The sequence below is a fragment of the Mesorhizobium sp. CNPSo 4688 genome (genome assembly GCF_057784295.1).
In genome coordinates this window covers 65,310-82,815 of record NZ_JBWLUY010000011.1, presented here as the reverse complement: position 1 = coordinate 82,815, position 17,506 = coordinate 65,310, and the positions used below count along the sequence as shown (strand labels likewise).

Below are 17,506 nucleotides of genomic sequence, written 5' to 3'. Positions count from 1 at the left end.
CAGAGGCTTTTGCCGCGAGGATCCGGGAGAGAAACGAAGAAAGGCACTGAACCACTATGGCTCTATACGAACATGTGTTCCTTGCCCGGCAGGACCTCTCGCAGCAGCAGGTCGATGCGCTTGTCGAACAGTACAAGGGCGTCATCTCCGCAAATGGCGGGTCCGTCGGCCGGGTCGAGAACTGGGGACTGAAGTCCCTCACCTACCGGGTCAACAAGAACCGGAAGGCTTACTACACGCTTATGGACCTCACCTGCCCGCCGGCAGCGCTCAACGAGATGGAGCGCCAGATGGGTCTGTCCGAAGACGTGCTGCGTTTCCTGACCGTCAAGGTCGAGGCGCATGAGGAAGGCCCGTCGGCCATGATGCAGAAGCGCGAAGAGCGGTCGGAACGCGGCGGCTTCGGCGACCGCGACCGTGGCGATCGTGGTCCGCGTTCGTTTGGCGATCGTGATCGCGGCGACCGTGGCGATCGTCCGCCGCGCTCATTTGGCGACGCCGGTGGCGATCGTGGTCCGCGCCGTCCGCGCGAAGGCGTTGAAGGGGGTGCAGAATAATGGTCGACATCAATCAGATCCCGACCCGGCGCCCGTTCCATCGCCGCCGCAAGACCTGCCCGTTCTCCGGCGCCAACGCGCCCAAGATCGACTACAAGGACGTGCGTCTGCTGCAGCGCTACATTTCCGAGCGCGGCAAGATCGTGCCGTCGCGCATCACCGCCGTCAGCCAGAAGAAGCAGCGCGAACTCGCCAAGGCGATCAAGCGCGCCCGCTTCCTCGGCCTGCTGCCCTACGTGGTTCGCTAAGACTTTCGAGCGGGCGGTTCGCCGCCCGCTCTATTCTCCCACGGCGACGGGCGCCGCGGGGAGTATTTTGATGATGCATGTCGTTGTCCCAAAACCGGCCTTTGCGCGACATGCATTGAAATCCCGAGTTGAGGTGAAAAGCCTCTAACTGCCGCGACAGGCAGGACAGCGACACCGGCGCCAAGGCGCCCGAGCTTCCTGACCTGTTCCACTCAATTCGGCGCCGACCTTGTGATCGGTGCCCAGACGAAGGAACAAAACCATGGAAGTCATTCTTCTCGAACGCGTTTCCCGCCTCGGCCAGATGGGCGATACCGTCAAGGTCAAGGACGGCTTTGCCCGCAACTTCCTCTTGCCGCAGGGCAAGGCGCTGCGCGCCAACGAAGCCAACAAGAAGAAGTTCGAAGGACAGCGCGCCCAGCTCGAAGCCCGCAACCTCGAGCGCAAGTCGGAAGCCAGCCAGGTGGCCGAAAAGCTCGACGGCAAGAGCTTCATCGCCGTGCGTTCGGCCGGCGAGACCGGCCAGCTCTACGGTTCGGTGTCGACCCGCGACATCGCCGAGCTGCTGACGGCGGAAGGCTTCTCGGTCAACCGCAACCAGATCCAGCTCAACCAGCCGATCAAGACCATCGGCGTCACCAATGTGGCGATCGCGCTGCATCCGGAAGTCGAGGTCACGATCAGCCTCAACATCGCCCGCACGGCCGAGGAAGCCGAGCGTCAGGCCAAGGGCGAGACGCTGACCACCGCCGAAGCCATCTATGGCGACGACATCAACGACAATGCGCGGCCGGAGAACTTCTTCGACCCGAACACCGAGTTCGAAGGCGGCGAAGACAACGCCTGATCGCTTAACGACAAGCGAAGGAGCGCTCGCTCCAATCACATTGTCGTCATCCATCCCTTGTGGACCAATGCCCGGGCGCCTCGCCCGGGCATTTTTGTGCCAAATGGAACTTTTCGAGCCCCTATATATTGAGGCAGAATTGTGCAGCCAGTCTGACCGTGAGGGGACATTTGGTTATGAATATTCTGCTGAAGCGCGTTCTCGACCGCCTGGTGCGCACGGGCAATCTCAAAGTCACCGGGCCGAAGGGCTCGACCGTGGTTTTCGGCGACGGCAGCGGCGAGCCGGTGCACATGCACATCAAGACCAGGCATGCCGAGCGCGCCATCTCCTTCGATCCGATGCTAGCGGTGCCGGAAGCCTATATGGACGGCGAACTCGACATCCTTGAGGGCGGCGTGCTGGGTGTGATGCGCATCGCCTTCCAGAACATGGGCAGCGGCGGCATCGACGCCACCTGGTCCAAGGCGATCGAAGGCCTGCGCCATGCTTTCCGCCGCCTGCAACAGATCAATACCGCCTCGCGGGCGCGCCGCAACGTGCAGCGCCACTACGATCTGTCGGGCGATCTCTACCGGCTCTTCCTCGACGAGGACATGCAGTATTCCTGCGCCTATTTCGAGCAGCCGGACATGACGCTCGACGAGGCGCAAGCCGCCAAGAAGCGCCATATCGCCGCCAAGCTCAGGCTGAAGGCCGGCCAGACCGTGCTCGACATCGGCTCCGGCTGGGGCGGGCTCGGCCTTTACCTCGCCAAGGCCTTCGATGTCGACGTGCAAGGCGTGACGCTGTCGACCGAACAGCACGGTGTCGCTACCGACCGTGCGCATGCGCAGGGCCTGCAGGACCGCGTGCATTTCGACCTGAAGGACTACCGCGAACTCAACGAACGTTTCGACCGTATCGTCTCGGTCGGCATGTTCGAGCATGTCGGCGTCAACCACTACCGCACCTTCTTCGACAAGTCGGCGACGCTGTTGAAGCCGGACGGCGTCATGCTCCTGCACACGATCGGCCGCTCGGGCGTGCCGTGGGCGACCAGCGCCTTCATCCGCAAGTACATTTTCCCGGGCGGCTACATACCCTCTCTCTCGGAGGTGATGCCGGCGATCGAGAAGTCGGGGCTTGTCGTTACCGATGTCGAGATGCTGCGCCTACACTATGCCGATACGCTGAAGCACTGGGGCCAGCGCTTTGCCGCCAACCGCGACAAGGCCAAGGCGATCTATGACGAGCGCTTCTGCCGCATGTGGGAGTTCTATCTGGCCGCCTCGGAAGCCGCCTTCCGCTGGCAGGATCTGGTGATCTTCCAGATCCAGATTACCAAGAAGAACGACACGCTGCCGATGACGCGCGACTACATAGCCAAATGCGAAAAGGCGCTGGAGATGCGCGACATGGGGCATCGCCAGGAAACGGCGGCCGCCGAGCCTGCTGTTGCCCGGTCGGTTGCTGCAAGGTCGGTTGCCACAAGGTCCGCGGCTCCCAAGCCGGCGCGCCGCCGCAAGGTGGCGGATCGGGAATAACGCCTCGATTGCGGATTGCCGCTTGCCATTGCCGGTTCTGACACGGAAAAAGGTCTCGTTTTTGCGAGGCCTTTTTTGATGACCACCCTCCTCTCCATCGCAGCCGCCCCTGCCGGGATCGCCGGCGCCTCGGTCATCCTGCTCGCACCGCGGGGAGCCTGAGCGTGGAACTTCCGGCACCGCTCAGACAAGGCGTCGAGCGCCTGCTCGAAACGATACCGCTGCCGGCACTGCGCCAAGCGGCCAAGACGCTGTCCGACCGCTACCGCGCCGAACTGCGCGACGGCCGCCTGCACATAGCCGAGGAGATGGCGGTAAAAGCCTATCTGGCGACACGGCTGCCGGCGACCTATGCGGCCGCGCGCGCCAGCCTCGATGCGCTCGCCGATGCACGGCCCGATTTCCGGCCAAAAACCCTGCTCGATGTCGGCGCCGGCCCGGGCACGGTGCTTTGGGCCACCACGGACCAGTGGCCTGATCTCCAACAGGCGGTGCTGTTTGAGGCCAGCGCCGCGGTGCGCAAGGTCGGCCAGGCGCTCGCTCTAGACGCCATCGCCGCGAGCATCGACTGGCGCGCCGGCGACGTCACCATCGACCTTGCAGATCTCAAGTCCGCCGATCTGGTCACCTGCGCCTATGTGCTGGACGAGATCGCGCCGGCATCGCTGCCGAAGCTTGTCGCCCGGCTCTGGCAGTTGACCGGCGACACTTTGCTGATTGTCGAGCCGGGCACGCCGGCCGGCTGGCAGCGCATTCTTGCGGTGCGCCGGCAATTGCTTGAGGCTGGCGCGAATGTGCTGGCCCCTTGCCCCCACGACGCCCCCTGCCCGCTTGAGCCGCCAGACTGGTGCCATTTTTCGCGCCGCGTCGCCCGCTCGCGCCTGCATCGCCTGGCCAAAGATGCGGATGTGCCGTGGGAGGACGAGAAGTTCATCTACGTCGCGGCGTCGCGGCAGCCGGCGCCTGCACGTCAGCCGCGCGTCATCGCGCCGCCGAAATCGGGCTCCGGCAAGGTGCTGCTCAAATTGTGCCAGCCGGACGGCAGCGCCGGCGAGACGCTTTTCACCAAGCGCGACGGCGAGCTGTTCAAGGCAGCGCGGCGGTTGGACTGGGGCGATACATTGGACGAGAGAAGCGGATAGCCGCCGAGATTGTTCTTGCTTCGTTCCTGTCGAGCCAATACAATCACCATTTGCGAGTCAATCGGAATCAGAGCACGGGAATTCTGTCCTGTGGACGGTTTGCCGTCCCCTGTGGACAGCGGGCATCAACGCCGATTGGACGCAACTGATGCATATAAGTCAGCATCGGATCTTTCGCGTTCTGGTATCGAGAAGCCGGGATCGAAATCGGGGACATCATGGCAGAGGCAGCACGAAAATTCGGCGTGGCGGAGCAACCGCTTTATCGTGAGGCGCCAAACAACATCGAGGCCGAGCAGGCGCTGCTCGGCGCCATCCTCGTCAACAACGATGCCTTCTACCGCGTCTCCGACTTCCTCAAGGCCGGCCATTTCTACGAGCCGCTGCACAGGAAGATCTTCGAGGTCGCGGCCGAACTCATCCGCATGGGCAAGGTGGCGACGCCGATCACGCTGAAGACCTTCCTGCCGGCCGACGAGAAGGTGGGCGACATGACGGTGGCGCAATATGTGGTGCGTCTGGCGGTCGAAGCCGTCACCGTCGTCAACGCCACAGACTATGGCCGCGCCATCTACGACCTTGCCACGCGCCGGGCGCTGATCACCGTCGGCGAGGACATGGTCAACATCGCCTATGATGCGCCGGTCGACATGGCGCCGTCCGAGCAGATCGAGGATGCCGAGCGGCGGCTGTTCGAACTGGCCGAAACCGGCCGCTACGATGGCGGCTTCGAGAGCTTCACCGACGCGGTCAAGACCGCCGTCGACATGGCCAACGCCGCCTATATGCGCGACGGCCATCTCTCGGGCATCGCCACCGGCCTGCGCGATCTCGACCGCCGCATGGGCGGGTTGCAGCCCTCCGATCTGATCATCATCGCCGGCCGTCCGGGCATGGGCAAGACATCGCTCGCCACCAACATGGCCTTCAACATCGCCGAGGCCTATGTGCCGGCGCAGCAGGCCGACGGTTCGTTCAAGGCCGCCAATGGCGGCGTCGTCGGCTTCTTCTCGCTGGAAATGTCGTCCGAACAGCTGGCGACCCGTATCATTTCCGAGCAGACCGAGATCCCATCGTCAAAAATCCGCCGCGGCGAGATTTCCGAGATGGATTTCGAAAAGCTGGTCGCCTGCTCGCAGACCATGCAGAAGATCCCGCTGTTCATCGACCAGACCGGCGGTATCTCGATCGCGCAGCTTTCGGCGCGCGCACGCCGGCTGAAGCGCCAGCGCGGCCTCGACCTTATCGTCATCGACTATATCCAGCTGATGCAGGGTTCCAGCGCCAAGGCCTCGCAGAACCGCGTGCAGGAAATCACCGAGATCACCACCGGCCTCAAGGCGCTGGCCAAGGAACTCTCCGTGCCGATCATCGCGCTGTCGCAGCTGTCGCGTCAGGTGGAAAGCCGCGAAGACAAGCGCCCGCAGCTCTCCGACCTGCGTGAATCCGGCTCGATCGAGCAGGACGCCGACGTGGTAATCTTCGTCTATCGCGAGGAATATTATCTGAAGAACCGCGAACCCAAGCCCGGCACCGACGAATACATCAAGTGGGAACACGAGATGAACGAGATGCGCGGCAAGGCCGAAGTCATCGTCGCCAAGCAGCGCCACGGCCCGACGGGTTCGGTCAGCCTCGCTTTCCAGGGCGAATTCACCCGGTTTTCCGACCTCGCCGAAGAGCATCATATCGCGGAGAGGTTTGAGTAGCCGCTTGTCAGAAGTCGCATCAAATATCTGGAAGGGCAGCTCTCCACGGCGCCCCCCTCTGTCCTGCCGGACAGAGGGGGGCGCTGTCCCGCTAACCTGTCTTTCTTTGATCGCCGGCCGCGCCTGATGGCTAAATCCCGCGTCCAGTTCATCTGCCAGAATTGCGGATCGGTGCATCAGCGCTGGGCCGGCAAATGCGATGCTTGCGGCGAGTGGAATACCCTCGTCGAGGAAGGAACGTCGGGCGGCATTGGTTCGGGGCCGGCCAACACGCGCAATGCCCGCAAGGGCCGCGCCGTGGTGCTGACCAGCCTGTCCGGCGACATCGAGGACGCGCCGCGCATCATCTCGGGCATTGGGGAGCTCGACCGCGCCACCGGCGGCGGGTTCGTGCGCGGCTCGGCGCTGCTGGTCGGCGGCGATCCGGGCATCGGCAAATCGACGCTGCTCACCCAGGCCGCAGCAGCACTGGCTTCAAAAGGCCACCGCATCGTCTATGTCTCAGGCGAAGAGGCCGTCGCCCAGATCAGGCTGCGCGCGCAACGGCTTGGGGTCGCCGACACACCCGTCGAACTTGCCGCCGAGACCAATGTCGAGGATATCCTGGCAACTATCGCCGATGGCAGGCGGCCGGACCTCGTCATCCTCGATTCCATCCAGACGTTGTGGACCGACATGGCCGATTCGGCGCCCGGCACCGTCACCCAGGTGCGCGCCGCCGCCCAGGCGATGATCCGCTATGCCAAATCCACGGGTGCAGCCATCGTGCTGGTCGGACATGTCACCAAGGAAGGCCAGATCGCCGGCCCGCGCGTCGTCGAGCACATGGTCGACGCCGTGCTCTACTTCGAAGGCGAAGGCGGCCATCACTACCGCATCCTGCGCACGGTGAAGAACCGCTTTGGACCGACCGACGAGATCGGCGTCTTCGAAATGTCGGACAAAGGCCTGCGCGAAGTCGCCAACCCGTCGGAGCTTTTTCTCGGCGAGCGCCATGCAAAGTCGCCGGGCGCGGCGGTTTTCGCCGGGATGGAAGGCACGCGGCCGGTGCTGGTAGAGATCCAGGCGCTGGTGGCGCCGTCCTCGCTGGGCACACCGCGCCGCGCCGTCGTCGGCTGGGACGGCGCGCGGCTGTCGATGATTTTGGCCGTGCTCGAGGCCCATTGCGGGGTGCGCTTCGGCACCCATGACGTGTATCTCAACGTCGCCGGCGGCTACCGGATTTCCGAGCCGGCTGCCGATCTGGCGGTCGCCGCTGCACTGGTTTCGTCGCTCACCGGTCTTGCCCTTCCCGCCGATTGCGTCTATTTCGGCGAAATCAGCCTGTCGGGCGCAGTGAGGCCGGTTGCGCATGCGCAACAGCGCCTTAAAGAGGCCGAAAAGCTGGGTTTTGGAAGTGCGGTTCTGCCCTTGGGCAGCGAGGAGGTTGTCGGGGGGATCGGGGCCGGCGCTTTCCAGCCAACCGAACTTGCCGATCTCGTGGCGCGCATAGCCGGCTCCCGGCGCAGCCGTGTCGACGAGGAAGACTAACGCGGCTCGGCCGAGCCGTGAAAAGACAATCGGAGTGGGGCGAACAACATGCCGATTACGCTGCTTGACGGAATCCTCGTCGGCTTCACCCTGGTCTCGGCGATGCTCGCCATGGTTCGCGGCCTGTCACGCGAGATCCTGTCCGTCGTTTCCTGGGCCGCGGCCGCCGCGGCGGCGTTCTTCTTCTACAAGCCGGTGCTGCCTTACGTTCAGCCCTATGTCGAAAATGACAAGATCGCCATGGCGGCGTCCGCCGGCATCGTCTTCGTCATCGCGCTGATCGTCGTTTCCGTCATCACCATGAAGCTTGCCGACTGGATCATCGATTCCAGGATCGGCGCGCTCGACCGTACGCTCGGCTTCCTCTACGGCGCGGCGCGCGGCATCCTCGTCGTCGCGGTGGCGCTCTTGTTCTTCAACTGGCTGGCCGGCGCCAAAGCTCCGGCCTGGATCGCCAACGCCAAGTCGAGGCCGCTGCTCGAAACCATCGGCGCCAAGCTGGAAAGCCTGCTGCCCGAGGATCCGGAAAACGCCATCCTGAAGAAGCTCAACCCGAATCAGCCGGCGGCACCCGAAACGCCCCCGGCAGCCGATGCACCGGCCGCGGATGCGCCGGCAACAGGCGAGGATGCGCCGGCGCCCGACGACGAGACCGATGCCCCGGCCGACAATGCACCGGCACAGCCCGCTGCTCCGGCCCCGGCCGCGCCGGCAAACTGACCTGGAACGGTATGGCGCCCACTGGGCGGGCGCCATTTATGAGCTGACTATGGTGTGAACGGCGCACGGCGTGCGTTGCTTTCGCGGCGCTCTCGCCTTATATGGCCATTTTAGCGGAGCTTGAGCCCAATGGCAGTTTCGAAGGCAGACGCAGACGACGTGCTTTCCGCCGAAGCAGACGATCATTTTCACGACGAATGCGGCGTGTTCGGTATTTTCGGCCGGCAGGACGCCGCAGCCATCGTCACACTTGGCCTGCATGCACTGCAGCATCGCGGCCAGGAAGCGGCCGGCATCGTCTCCTATGACGGCACGCAGTTCCATGTCGAACGCCATGTCGGGCTGATCGGCGACACCTTCACCAAGCAGCACGTCATCGACAGCCTGCAAGGCAATCGCGCCATCGGCCACACGCGCTACGCCACCACCGGCGGCGCCGGCATGCGCAACATCCAGCCCTTCTTCGCCGAACTCGCCGATGGCGGCTTTGCCGTCGCTCACAACGGCAACCTCACCAACGCCATGACCGTGCAGCGCGCGCTGCAGAAACAGGGCGCGATCTTCTCGTCGACCTCCGACACCGAAACGCTTTTGCATTTGGTCGCGACCAGCAAGGAGCGCGATCTCAACTCGCGCTTCATCGACGCCGTGCGCCAGGTCGAAGGCGCCTTCTCTCTGGTGGCGATGACCTCCAAGAAGATGATCGGCTGTCGTGATCCGCTCGGCATTCGCCCGCTTGTGCTGGGCGACCTCGACGGCGCCTGGATCCTGGCCTCCGAAACCTGCGCGCTCGACATTATCGGCGCCCGCTTCGTGCGCGACCTGAAGCCGGGCGAGATGGTCGTCGTGACCTCGAAAGGCATCGAGAGCCTGTTCCCCTTCGAGCCACAGAAGACCCGCTTCTGCATCTTCGAATATGTCTATTTCGCCCGTCCGGACTCCTCGGTCGAAGGCCGCAACGTCTATGAGGTGCGCAAGCGCATCGGCGCCGAACTGGCGCAGGAAAGCCCGGTCGAGGCCGATATCGTCGTGCCGGTGCCGGATTCCGGCACGCCGGCGGCGATCGGCTTTTCCCAGGCTGCGGGCATCCCCTTCGAGCTCGGCATTATCCGCAACCACTATGTCGGCCGCACCTTCATCCAGCCCGGCGATTCCATCCGCCACATGGGCGTCAAGCTGAAGCACAACGCCAACCGCCGCATGATCGAGGGCAAGCGCGTGGTGTTGGTCGACGATTCCATCGTGCGCGGCACCACCAGCCAGAAGATCGTGCAGATGGTGCGCGACGCCGGCGCCCGGGAAGTGCATATGCGCATCGCCTCGCCGCCGACCAGTGCGTCGTGCTTCTACGGCGTCGACACGCCGGAGAAGTCGAAGCTTTTGGCGTCGCGCATGTCGATCGAGGAAATGGCCGAATTCATCCGCGTCGATTCGCTCGGCTTCCTCACCATTGACGGGCTCTACCGCGCCGTTGGCGAGGCCGGCCGTGACAATGAGCAGCCACAATTCTGCGATGCCTGCTTCACCGGTCAGTACCCGACCCGCCTGCTCGACTTCGAAGGCCACGACAATGTGCGCACGCTGTCGCTGCTGGCAAACAACGGGGCCTAAAGCCCAACTGCCATCCTTGAAAGCGCTCGCATGACCCTCGACCTCTCCGGCCGCGTCGCGGTCGTTACCGGCGCCTCGCGCGGCATTGGCTATTTCATCGCGAAAGAACTTGCCGCCGCCGGCGCGCATGTGATTGCGGTCGCCCGCACGGTTGGAGGGCTGGAAGAGCTCGACGACCAGATCAAGGCCGAGCGCGCCAGGACCGGCAAGGGCGAAGCAACGCTGGTGCCGCTCGATCTTGCCGACATGGCCGGCATCGACCGGCTGGGCGGCGCCATTCATGAGCGCTGGGGCAAGCTCGACATACTGGTGGCCAATGCCGGCGTGCTCGGCGTCATCTCGCCGATCGGCCATGTCGAGGCGAAAACCTTCGAGAAGGTGATGACCATCAACGTCACCTCGACCTGGCGGCTGATCCGTTCGGTCGACCCGCTGCTCAGGCTCTCCGACGCCGGCCGCGCTATCCTCATGTCCTCCGGGGCCGCGCATTCGGCGCGCGCCTTCTGGGCGCCCTATGCGGCATCGAAGGCGGCGGTGGAAGCCATGATGCGCTCCTGGGCGCATGAGACGCAAAGCCTGGCGCTGCGCATCAATGCCGTCGACCCCGGCGCCACGCGCACTGCCATGCGCGCGCAGGCGGCACCCGGCGAAGATCCGGAGACGCTGCCGCATCCATCGGAGATTGCGAAGCGCATTGTGCCGCTGGCCAGTCCCGAGCTGAAGGAGACGGGGCTGATCTTCCAGGCCAGGCACAACCGCTTCGTCGCCTACCGGCAGCCGGAATAAAAGCTGGGCTGAAGCGGGATTAAACAGGCCTCCAGTTACGTTTCTTCGAATGTAGGACATTCGAAACCGGAGGACCGACATGCGCAGACTTGTTCTCGTTGCCGCCGCAGCGCTTGCAGCCACAGCTGGCGCAGCCCTCGCCCAAGACGCCAAGATGAGCTTCTTCGTCACCAGTGTCGGGTCCGGCAAAGGCGCCGACCTCGGCGGCCTCAAGGGTGCGGACGCCCACTGCGCGTCCCTGGCGGAAGCGGCCGGGGTTACCGGCAAGGAATGGCACGCCTATCTCTCGACCGCCGATGTCGATGCGCGCGACCGCATCGGCAAGGGTCCGTGGGTCAATGCCAAGGGCGAAAGGATCGCCGATGACGTCGCCTCGCTGCACGGCGACGCGAACGCCATCACCAAGCAGACGGCACTGAACGAGAAGGGCGGAGTGGTGAACGGCCGCGGCGACAAGCCGAACCGGCACGACATTTTGACCGGCTCGAAGCCCGACGGCACCAAGATCGCCGACCAGACCTGCGGCGACTGGACCTTGAGCGGGGCGGAAGGTGCGGCAATGATGGGCCATCACGACCGCACCGGGCTGGACGAGTCGGCAGCGGCCAAATCCTGGAACTCCTCGCACGCCTCGCGCGGCGGCTGCAGCCAGGAGGCGCTGAAAGGCACCGGCGGCGACGGCCTGTTCTACTGTTTTGTAACGAACTGAGCGCAAGCTCGAGCAATTCCAGGAAAAGTGTGAACGGTTTTCCGTCCGGAATTGCGTAAAAACAAATGGAGCGGTTCGTTCACGGGTCTGTGATGCTCCGGCGGGCCGCTCCCCCTTCGCCCTGCTTTCGCCATCAGCCGGGAGTTGCTAGGGTTCGACCCGAATCCGACATCCAGCAAAGCGAGGAATTCCCATGGCTGCTCCCAGCGTAGCATTGGTCTGGTACCTGGTGATCGCCGGCCCGCAAGGCGGCATGGTGGTGCTGCCCAGCACCTTCGACACCCGCGAACAGTGCACCAACGCCATCACCGAGTACCAGAAGCAGCCGACCCCGGCCGGCTGGGCGGTGAACTGCGTGCCAAGCGCCTCGCCGTTTACGGATGAGGGCGATGCGGAAGAGCCGGCGGCGCAATAATTGGGTATCTCCCCCCTCGAGGGGGAGATGGCCGGCAGGCCAGAGGGGGTCGTCTCGCGTAGAGTGCCAACCTGCTTTTGCACAAAGGGCGTCGCGTCCAGTCGGCCCGACCCCCTCTGTCGCCTTCGGCGACATCTCCCCCTCAAGGGGGGAGATCAGCGCTGCGCTGAAACCCTCAGCTCCGGCTTACTGTTGATCGTCTGAAATACCACGCAATAGCGTTCCGTCAGCTTGATGAGCGAATCGATGCGCTCCTGCGGTTCATCCGTGTCGAGGTTGAAATTCAGCCGGATGGCGCGGAAGCCGACCGGGGCATCCTTGGCCACACCCAGCGTGCCGCGAAAGTCGAGATCGCCTTCGGCCTCGACGGTCGCCGCGCCGAGCTTGAACTCCAGCGCCGTCGCCACGGCCTTCAGCGTCACGCCGGCGCAGGCGACCAGCGCCTCGAGCAGCATATCGCCCGAACAAAGTTCGAGCCCGGAGCCGCCCGTTGCCGGATGCAGCCCGGCCACGGCAATCGCCCTGCCCGTCTCGACCTTGCAGGCGATCGACTGCTCGTCGATCGAACCCCGGGCGCGAAGCGTGATCAGCGCCTGCGCGGCATCGCCGCGATAGGCCTCCTTCAGCGGCGCCTGCATGGCTTTGAGTGCGGTGGCGTCCATGGTCTTTCCTTTCGAGTCCTTCACGCTTTGATAGCACTGATATGCCGGCGGGACAGAGGGGCCACGACACCGCGAATCGTTACTTTGACTTCGACCGCCCAGACCTTACCTATGCGGGAGCCATTCCCGGAGGTGTCATGCGTGCCAAGCTGAAGCTTATTCCCGCAATTCTCCTGGTGCTTGTCGCCTTCGCGCACCCGACCCTAGCCGAAACGCCCGAGCGCCCCGCACCCACGGGCGGCGTGCTGTCGCTGTTGCCGGCGCCGCAGGCGACCAGCCATTCGATCACCATTGCCGGGCACAAGCTGGACTACCAGGCAAAGGCCGGCACGTTGTCGCTGCTTTCGGGCAAGGGCGAGGTCACGGCGGAAATCTTCTATGTCGCCTACACGCTGCCGCCACCTGCGGGTGCGGAGAAGGCTCGTCCCATTACCTTCGTCTTCAATGGCGGCCCGGGCGCGGCGTCCGCCTATCTGCATCTCGGCGCACTCGGCCCGCGCGTCATCGCGACCGGGGCTGATGGGCAATTCCTGCCGCCGCCGCAAAAGCTGATCGACAATCCCGACAGCTGGCTCGATATGACCGATCTCGTCTTTGTCGATCCGGTCGGCACCGGCTACAGCCGCGAGGCGCCCGGCCAGGACACGAAGGACTTCTGGGGCGTCAGCCAGGATGCCAGTTCGATCGGCGCCTTCATCCGGCTTTATCTCGCCCAGAACGGCCGCACCGGATCGCCACTCTTCCTTGCCGGCGAAAGCTATGGCGGGTTCCGGGCAGCACTCCTGGCCAGAACCCTGCAGGAAGATGTCGGCCTGAGCCCGAACGGCATCGTGCTGATCTCGCCGGCGCTGGAATTCACGCTGGTGCTGCCGGACGAGTTTCAGCCGCTGCATTGGGCGCTGGAACTGCCCTCGCTGGCGGCGGTGCGGCTGCGCAGCGAAGGCGTCAGCGGCGAGGCGCTGCGCGAGAAACTCGCCGGGGTCGAGCACTATGCGTTGGGTGACTACCTCACCGCTCTGACCAGCGGGCTGGAACAGGGCGGGCGGCTGGCCAGCCAGCGCGTGGCCGAGATCACCGGCCTGCCGCTCGAGCTCGTGCAGCGCAATTTCGCCCGCATCCCGACCGGCCTTTTCGCGCGCGAATTCCAGCGCGCTGGTGGCAAGGTGCTCAGCCCTTACGACGGCACGATCGCCACCAGCGATATCGCCCCCGAGAGCGCGCGCATCGCCGGCCCGGATCCGGTGCTCGACCGCAGCGTGCCGGCATTGACCTCGGCCTTCGTCTCCTATGCACGCGACGAGCTGAATTTTCGCACCGACGTCAGCTACCGGTTGCTCAATGGCGACGTCACTCACAATTGGGACTACGGCAGCTCGCGGCAAGGCTATGCCGGAGTGATGGACGATCTGCAGCGCGCACGTTCGCTGAACCCGGCGCTCGGCGTGGTGATCGTCAATGGCGAAACCGACCTGGTCACGCCCTATCTCGCCTCGCGCTATCTGGTCAACCAGGTCCCGACGCTCGCCAACGCCAAGCCTATCCGCCTCGACGTCATAGAGGGCGGCCACATGATGTATTTCAGGCCGGACGGAAGGCGCGCGCTGAAGGAGGCCGTTGCGGAGCTCTACCAGGTAACGCAGTGAGGTGGCGAGGTCACGAACCGGTTCCACTGCTGGCCGTTGGCGGACGGCGCCCGGAGAGGGCTTCAACCGCGTCTTCGATGCCGACAACCTGGCGCTCGACGTCCTCCAGATACAATCGCCCGGCCGCAATCTGACCGTCGATGATCTCGAACAGCGTGACCCCGCGCACCTCGAAGGGTTGCCCGTCGCTGCGAGTCCCTGACCAATGCCATTCGATCCAGGTCGTGTCACCGTCTTGGACCGAGCGCGTGACCGCCGCGTGGAAGTCAGGTATTCCCGTGAACATGGCCTCCCAGTTGGCGCGCATCTGGTCACGCCCAACGAAGGCTCTGCCCGGGTGCGCCGGCTGTACGCTCCGATAGTTCTCGTGGATGAGAGCGGTGACAGCGTCGAGATGATGCGCGTTCATCGCCGTCACCAGTCGATCGATCACTTCGGTCATCGAACCTCCCGGACTTATGCAGCGCACGCATTGGCGCGCCCTCTCCGTAGTCCGCTGCCGGGGTGAGCCGCGCCGATCAATCCGCGAGCCTCAAAATTACCTGATTGGGCTGGGGCCGTCCAGCATTGCAAGACGCCGAACATGCGCGTCCGCCGCCGCGCGCAATAGCGTCAGCGACCACTGTTAAGTGGCTTTTGTCCGCGTAAAAGCCCTTTGTCAGCATCAGCGAATGCCGCCGGCCCCTGCCCCAACGTAAGCCCGAAGCTGGCGCAGAGGCGCGCCAGCTGTGCCACGGGATGATGCCCGCTGCTGACAGCCAGGTGCCAGGACAGCAAGCGTAGTCTGGTGACATGACGGATTCCCTCGACAAGCCCGACACGCTCATGAACAGCGCGGCCAGCATCGCTGCCGAGCGCACGCTCGGCATCGCCCTGGTCTCGGCGTCGGCCGTCGCATTCGGCCTCACCGGAGTACTCACCAAATCGATCCATGCCGATCCACTGACCATCACCTGCTGGCGCGGTTTCGTCGGGTCGATCCTGATCGCCGTCTATGTGCTCTGGCGTCGCCGTCGCTCCGGCGGGCGGGAAAGCTTGCGACTCGGTTGGCGCGGCTGGCTGCTGGCGGTCGAGGGTGCGGCGGCCAGCATCGCCTTCATCTCGGCGTTCAAGTTCACCTATGTCGCCAATGTGGCGGTCATCTATGCCACCGCGCCCTTCATCACCGCGCTGCTCGCCTTCGTGCTGGTGCGCGAGCCTTTCCGGGCGCAGACGCTTGTTGCTGCAGCAGTGTCGCTATGCGGCGTGGCGATCATGGTCGGTTCCGGCTTCGGCAGCGGCCATCTGTTCGGCGACGGGCTCGCACTGCTGATGACCACGGGCAGCGCGCTATACATGATCATGGTGCGCGCCTTCCGCGACACGCCCGTGGTGTGGGCGGGCGCGGTATCGGCCTTCCTGCTGTTCCTGTTCGGCTGGTTCGTCACCGACCCGCTGGCGGTTTCGGCTCGGGATGCCGTGCTGCTCGTCGCCTTCGGAGGATCGTTTGCGGCGGCGTCGATCCTGTGGACTGAGGGTTCGCGGCTGATCCCGGCGCCTGAATCCGGCCTGCTCGGTGCGGCCGAAGTGCCGTTCGCGATCCTGTTCGCCTTCCTGTTCCTGGGCGAGATCGCACCAGCCGCCAGCCTCGCCGGCGGCGCCATCGTGCTGTGCGCGGTTTTTGCCCATGCCGGGCGCGATTGGCAGGTGGCGAGAAAAAGTGCGGCAACCCCATAATTATTTTCGGAGTCATGGAACCATCATTCGGCTCAGGCATTATTGGTGCGACGGGTCACCCCCCAAGTCCCCCCAAACCCCTCGACCCGTCCTCCTTAAAGCCGACCGTAAAGGTCGGCTTTTTCTTTGGACATCAGCCGGCAAGCGGAAATCAGCCGGTAAGGCCGGGCAAAGCCAGATTGTCGCTGAGCAAGGCGGCAAGGTCGCGCGCCGGCCGTTCGGCGCCCTGGCCGAGCCTTATGGCGAATTGCGCAATCGGCACCGGCGGCAGGCCGAGCTCGCGCGGCGCTTCGACGATGCCGGAATGGGCAAAGCGGGCGGTGCGCAAGGTCAGCGCTATGCCGGCGTTGACTGCGGTTCGCAGGCCCGCAAGGCTGGCGCTGCCGGCGGCGATGCGATAGCGGCGGCCGGCTGCATCGAGGGCTGCGAGTGCCGCTTCGCGAAAACCGCAATAGGGGTCGAGCAGCGCCAGCGGCAATTCCTCTTCCCGTACGGCAAGCCCCTTTTGCGAGCACAGCCACAGCATCGGCTCGCTGAACAGCCCGACTTCGTCATTGGCCGGGGTTTTGCGCATGATGATGGCCAGATCGAGCTGCCCGGTCTGGAGCGCGTCGCCAAGCTCAGCCGAGCGGCCGACGCGCAGTTCAATCCTGACGCGCGGATGGCTGGTGGCGAAGGCGCGCAGCAACTCTGGCAGGCCGCTATCGGCGAAATCCTGCGTGGTGCCGATGGCGACGCGGCCGGCGGCACGCGCGCCTTTCAGTGCCAGCCAGGCCTCGCTGTGCACGGCAAGGATGCGACGGGCATGGCCGACCAGATCCTCGCCGGCCGGCGTCAGCCCACGGCCACGCCCCTGCGCCACCAACAACGGTTCGCCGACGACCTCCTCCAGCCGCTGCATCTGGGCCGTCACCGCCGAGGGCGAGCGGTCGACAGCGGACGCAGCCTGGGCCAGCGAGCCGCTATCGACAAAGGCAAGGAAGGTTTTGAGCAGATCGGGATCGAGCGCTTGCATACTTCGATAATACAGAACCTTTTGTTCGAAACAATTCGATTTTTTTGATTCTAGGATGATGGCATGGTCTCTCCAACGGCAAAACAGAAGCCGCTCGCTCAACCAAAGGAGAGAAAAATGCCGATCATCAACATCAGCGTCACCGGCAAGCCAGACGCCAAGCTGTCCGCCGCAATTGCCAAGGAAATCACTGGCCTGACCGCAACCCATCTGCGCAAGGATCCGACGATCACCGCCGTCGCCGTCAGCTATGTCGACCCGCGGCACTGGTTCGCCGGCGGCAAGTCGCTGGCCGAGCACGGCGCCAGCACCTTCTGGCTCGACATCAAGGTGGTTGACGGCACCAACACCAAGCTGGAGCTGGAGGCCTATCTGAAGGCGATCTTTGACGCTTTTGGCCAGTTGCTGGGTGGCGTGCATGAGGAGAGCTATGCTTTCGTGCACGAGGTGCCAGCGGCTGCCTACGGCTATGGCGGCAAGAGCCAGGAGTTCCGGTTCATCAGCGGGCGGTTGAAGGCGGCTTGAGGAAGCCAACGAGCGCAGCGCCCGCCCCTCATCCGCCCTTCGGGCACCTTCTCCCCGTGAACGGGGAGAAGGAAAAAGGCTCGACATTGACCTTGCCCCCCATTGCGTTACCCTCTGCTGCGAAGCGGACGAAGAGCCGCGATAC

Annotated in this window: 18 protein-coding genes; 15 read left to right on the top strand and 3 right to left on the bottom strand. The window is 64.5% G+C overall.

The window, feature by feature from the left end; all coding sequences use genetic code 11:
• Window positions 1-56: 56 nt before the first annotated feature.
• From rpsF to AC04SH_RS21780, 12 genes are all read left to right on the top strand, one after another.
• Window positions 57-557: a 30S ribosomal protein S6 gene (gene rpsF, locus AC04SH_RS21835; protein WP_112560792.1), complete on the top strand. Its 501-nt coding sequence runs from the start codon at window positions 57-59 to the stop codon at window positions 555-557.
• The gene (gene rpsR, locus AC04SH_RS21830) at window positions 557-805 is read left to right on the top strand and encodes a 30S ribosomal protein S18 (RefSeq protein ID WP_006203718.1); all 249 of its coding nucleotides are present in this window, start codon (window positions 557-559) and stop codon (window positions 803-805) included. The genes rpsF and rpsR overlap by 1 nt, the downstream gene beginning before the upstream one ends.
• Window positions 806-1,067: 262 nt before the next feature.
• Window positions 1,068-1,652 (top strand): 50S ribosomal protein L9, encoded by a 585-nt coding sequence (gene rplI, locus AC04SH_RS21825; RefSeq protein WP_488576589.1) that lies wholly within the window; start codon window positions 1,068-1,070, stop codon window positions 1,650-1,652.
• Window positions 1,653-1,828: 176 nt separating this feature from the next.
• Window positions 1,829-3,178 (top strand): cyclopropane fatty acid synthase, encoded by a 1,350-nt coding sequence (locus AC04SH_RS21820; RefSeq protein WP_488576588.1) that lies wholly within the window; start codon window positions 1,829-1,831, stop codon window positions 3,176-3,178.
• A 164-nt stretch (window positions 3,179-3,342) separates the two neighbouring features.
• Window positions 3,343-4,320 (top strand): small ribosomal subunit Rsm22 family protein, encoded by a 978-nt coding sequence (locus AC04SH_RS21815; RefSeq protein ID WP_488576587.1) that lies wholly within the window; start codon window positions 3,343-3,345, stop codon window positions 4,318-4,320.
• Window positions 4,321-4,538: 218 nt separating this feature from the next.
• Window positions 4,539-6,029, top strand: coding sequence for a replicative DNA helicase (locus tag AC04SH_RS21810; RefSeq protein ID WP_477234959.1), 1,491 nt, complete (start codon window positions 4,539-4,541; stop codon window positions 6,027-6,029).
• Between the two features lie 126 nt (window positions 6,030-6,155).
• The gene (radA, locus tag AC04SH_RS21805) at window positions 6,156-7,559 is read left to right on the top strand and encodes a DNA repair protein RadA (RefSeq protein WP_477288147.1); all 1,404 of its coding nucleotides are present in this window, start codon (window positions 6,156-6,158) and stop codon (window positions 7,557-7,559) included.
• Between the two features lie 48 nt (window positions 7,560-7,607).
• The gene (locus AC04SH_RS21800; RefSeq protein ID WP_488576586.1) at window positions 7,608-8,279 is read left to right on the top strand and encodes a CvpA family protein; all 672 of its coding nucleotides are present in this window, start codon (window positions 7,608-7,610) and stop codon (window positions 8,277-8,279) included.
• Window positions 8,280-8,408: 129 nt separating this feature from the next.
• The gene (gene purF / locus AC04SH_RS21795; RefSeq protein ID WP_112397309.1) at window positions 8,409-9,890 is read left to right on the top strand and encodes an amidophosphoribosyltransferase; all 1,482 of its coding nucleotides are present in this window, start codon (window positions 8,409-8,411) and stop codon (window positions 9,888-9,890) included.
• Window positions 9,891-9,920: 30 nt separating this feature from the next.
• Complete coding sequence (locus AC04SH_RS21790) at window positions 9,921-10,676, top strand: SDR family NAD(P)-dependent oxidoreductase (RefSeq protein ID WP_488576585.1); 756 nt, start codon at window positions 9,921-9,923, stop codon at window positions 10,674-10,676.
• Between the two features lie 79 nt (window positions 10,677-10,755).
• Window positions 10,756-11,385 (top strand): hypothetical protein, encoded by a 630-nt coding sequence (locus AC04SH_RS21785; RefSeq protein ID WP_488576584.1) that lies wholly within the window; start codon window positions 10,756-10,758, stop codon window positions 11,383-11,385.
• 193 nt (window positions 11,386-11,578) lie between these two features.
• On the top strand, window positions 11,579-11,800 hold the full coding sequence (locus AC04SH_RS21780; protein ID WP_023689120.1) for a hypothetical protein: 222 nt from the start codon (window positions 11,579-11,581) through the stop codon (window positions 11,798-11,800).
• Between the two features lie 155 nt (window positions 11,801-11,955).
• Here AC04SH_RS21780 and AC04SH_RS21775 read toward each other — a convergent pair whose 3' ends face one another.
• The gene (locus AC04SH_RS21775; RefSeq protein ID WP_488576583.1) at window positions 11,956-12,462 is read right to left on the bottom strand and encodes an OsmC family protein; all 507 of its coding nucleotides are present in this window, start codon (window positions 12,460-12,462) and stop codon (window positions 11,956-11,958) included.
• A 137-nt stretch (window positions 12,463-12,599) separates the two neighbouring features.
• On the opposite strand from AC04SH_RS21775, the gene AC04SH_RS21770 reads away from it, so the two are divergent.
• On the top strand, window positions 12,600-14,105 hold the full coding sequence (locus AC04SH_RS21770) for a S10 family peptidase (RefSeq protein WP_488576582.1): 1,506 nt from the start codon (window positions 12,600-12,602) through the stop codon (window positions 14,103-14,105).
• 10 nt (window positions 14,106-14,115) lie between these two features.
• Here AC04SH_RS21770 and AC04SH_RS21765 read toward each other — a convergent pair whose 3' ends face one another.
• Window positions 14,116-14,547, bottom strand: a complete 432-nt coding sequence (locus tag AC04SH_RS21765; protein WP_488576581.1) for a nuclear transport factor 2 family protein — start codon at window positions 14,545-14,547, stop codon at window positions 14,116-14,118.
• 350 nt (window positions 14,548-14,897) lie between these two features.
• Between AC04SH_RS21765 and AC04SH_RS21760 the strand changes: the two genes are divergently transcribed.
• Entirely contained in the window at window positions 14,898-15,821 is a 924-nt protein-coding gene (locus AC04SH_RS21760; protein WP_488576580.1) for a DMT family transporter, read from the top strand.
• A 151-nt stretch (window positions 15,822-15,972) separates the two neighbouring features.
• Here the strand turns inward: AC04SH_RS21760 and AC04SH_RS21755 are convergent, their stop codons facing one another.
• A complete protein-coding gene (locus AC04SH_RS21755) occupies window positions 15,973-16,836 on the bottom strand; it encodes a LysR substrate-binding domain-containing protein (protein ID WP_488576579.1) in 864 nt (287 codons plus the stop codon).
• A gap of 117 nt (window positions 16,837-16,953) precedes the next feature.
• On the opposite strand from AC04SH_RS21755, the gene AC04SH_RS21750 reads away from it, so the two are divergent.
• Complete coding sequence (locus AC04SH_RS21750; RefSeq protein WP_488576578.1) at window positions 16,954-17,361, top strand: tautomerase family protein; 408 nt, start codon at window positions 16,954-16,956, stop codon at window positions 17,359-17,361.
• Window positions 17,362-17,506: the final 145 nt, after the last annotated feature.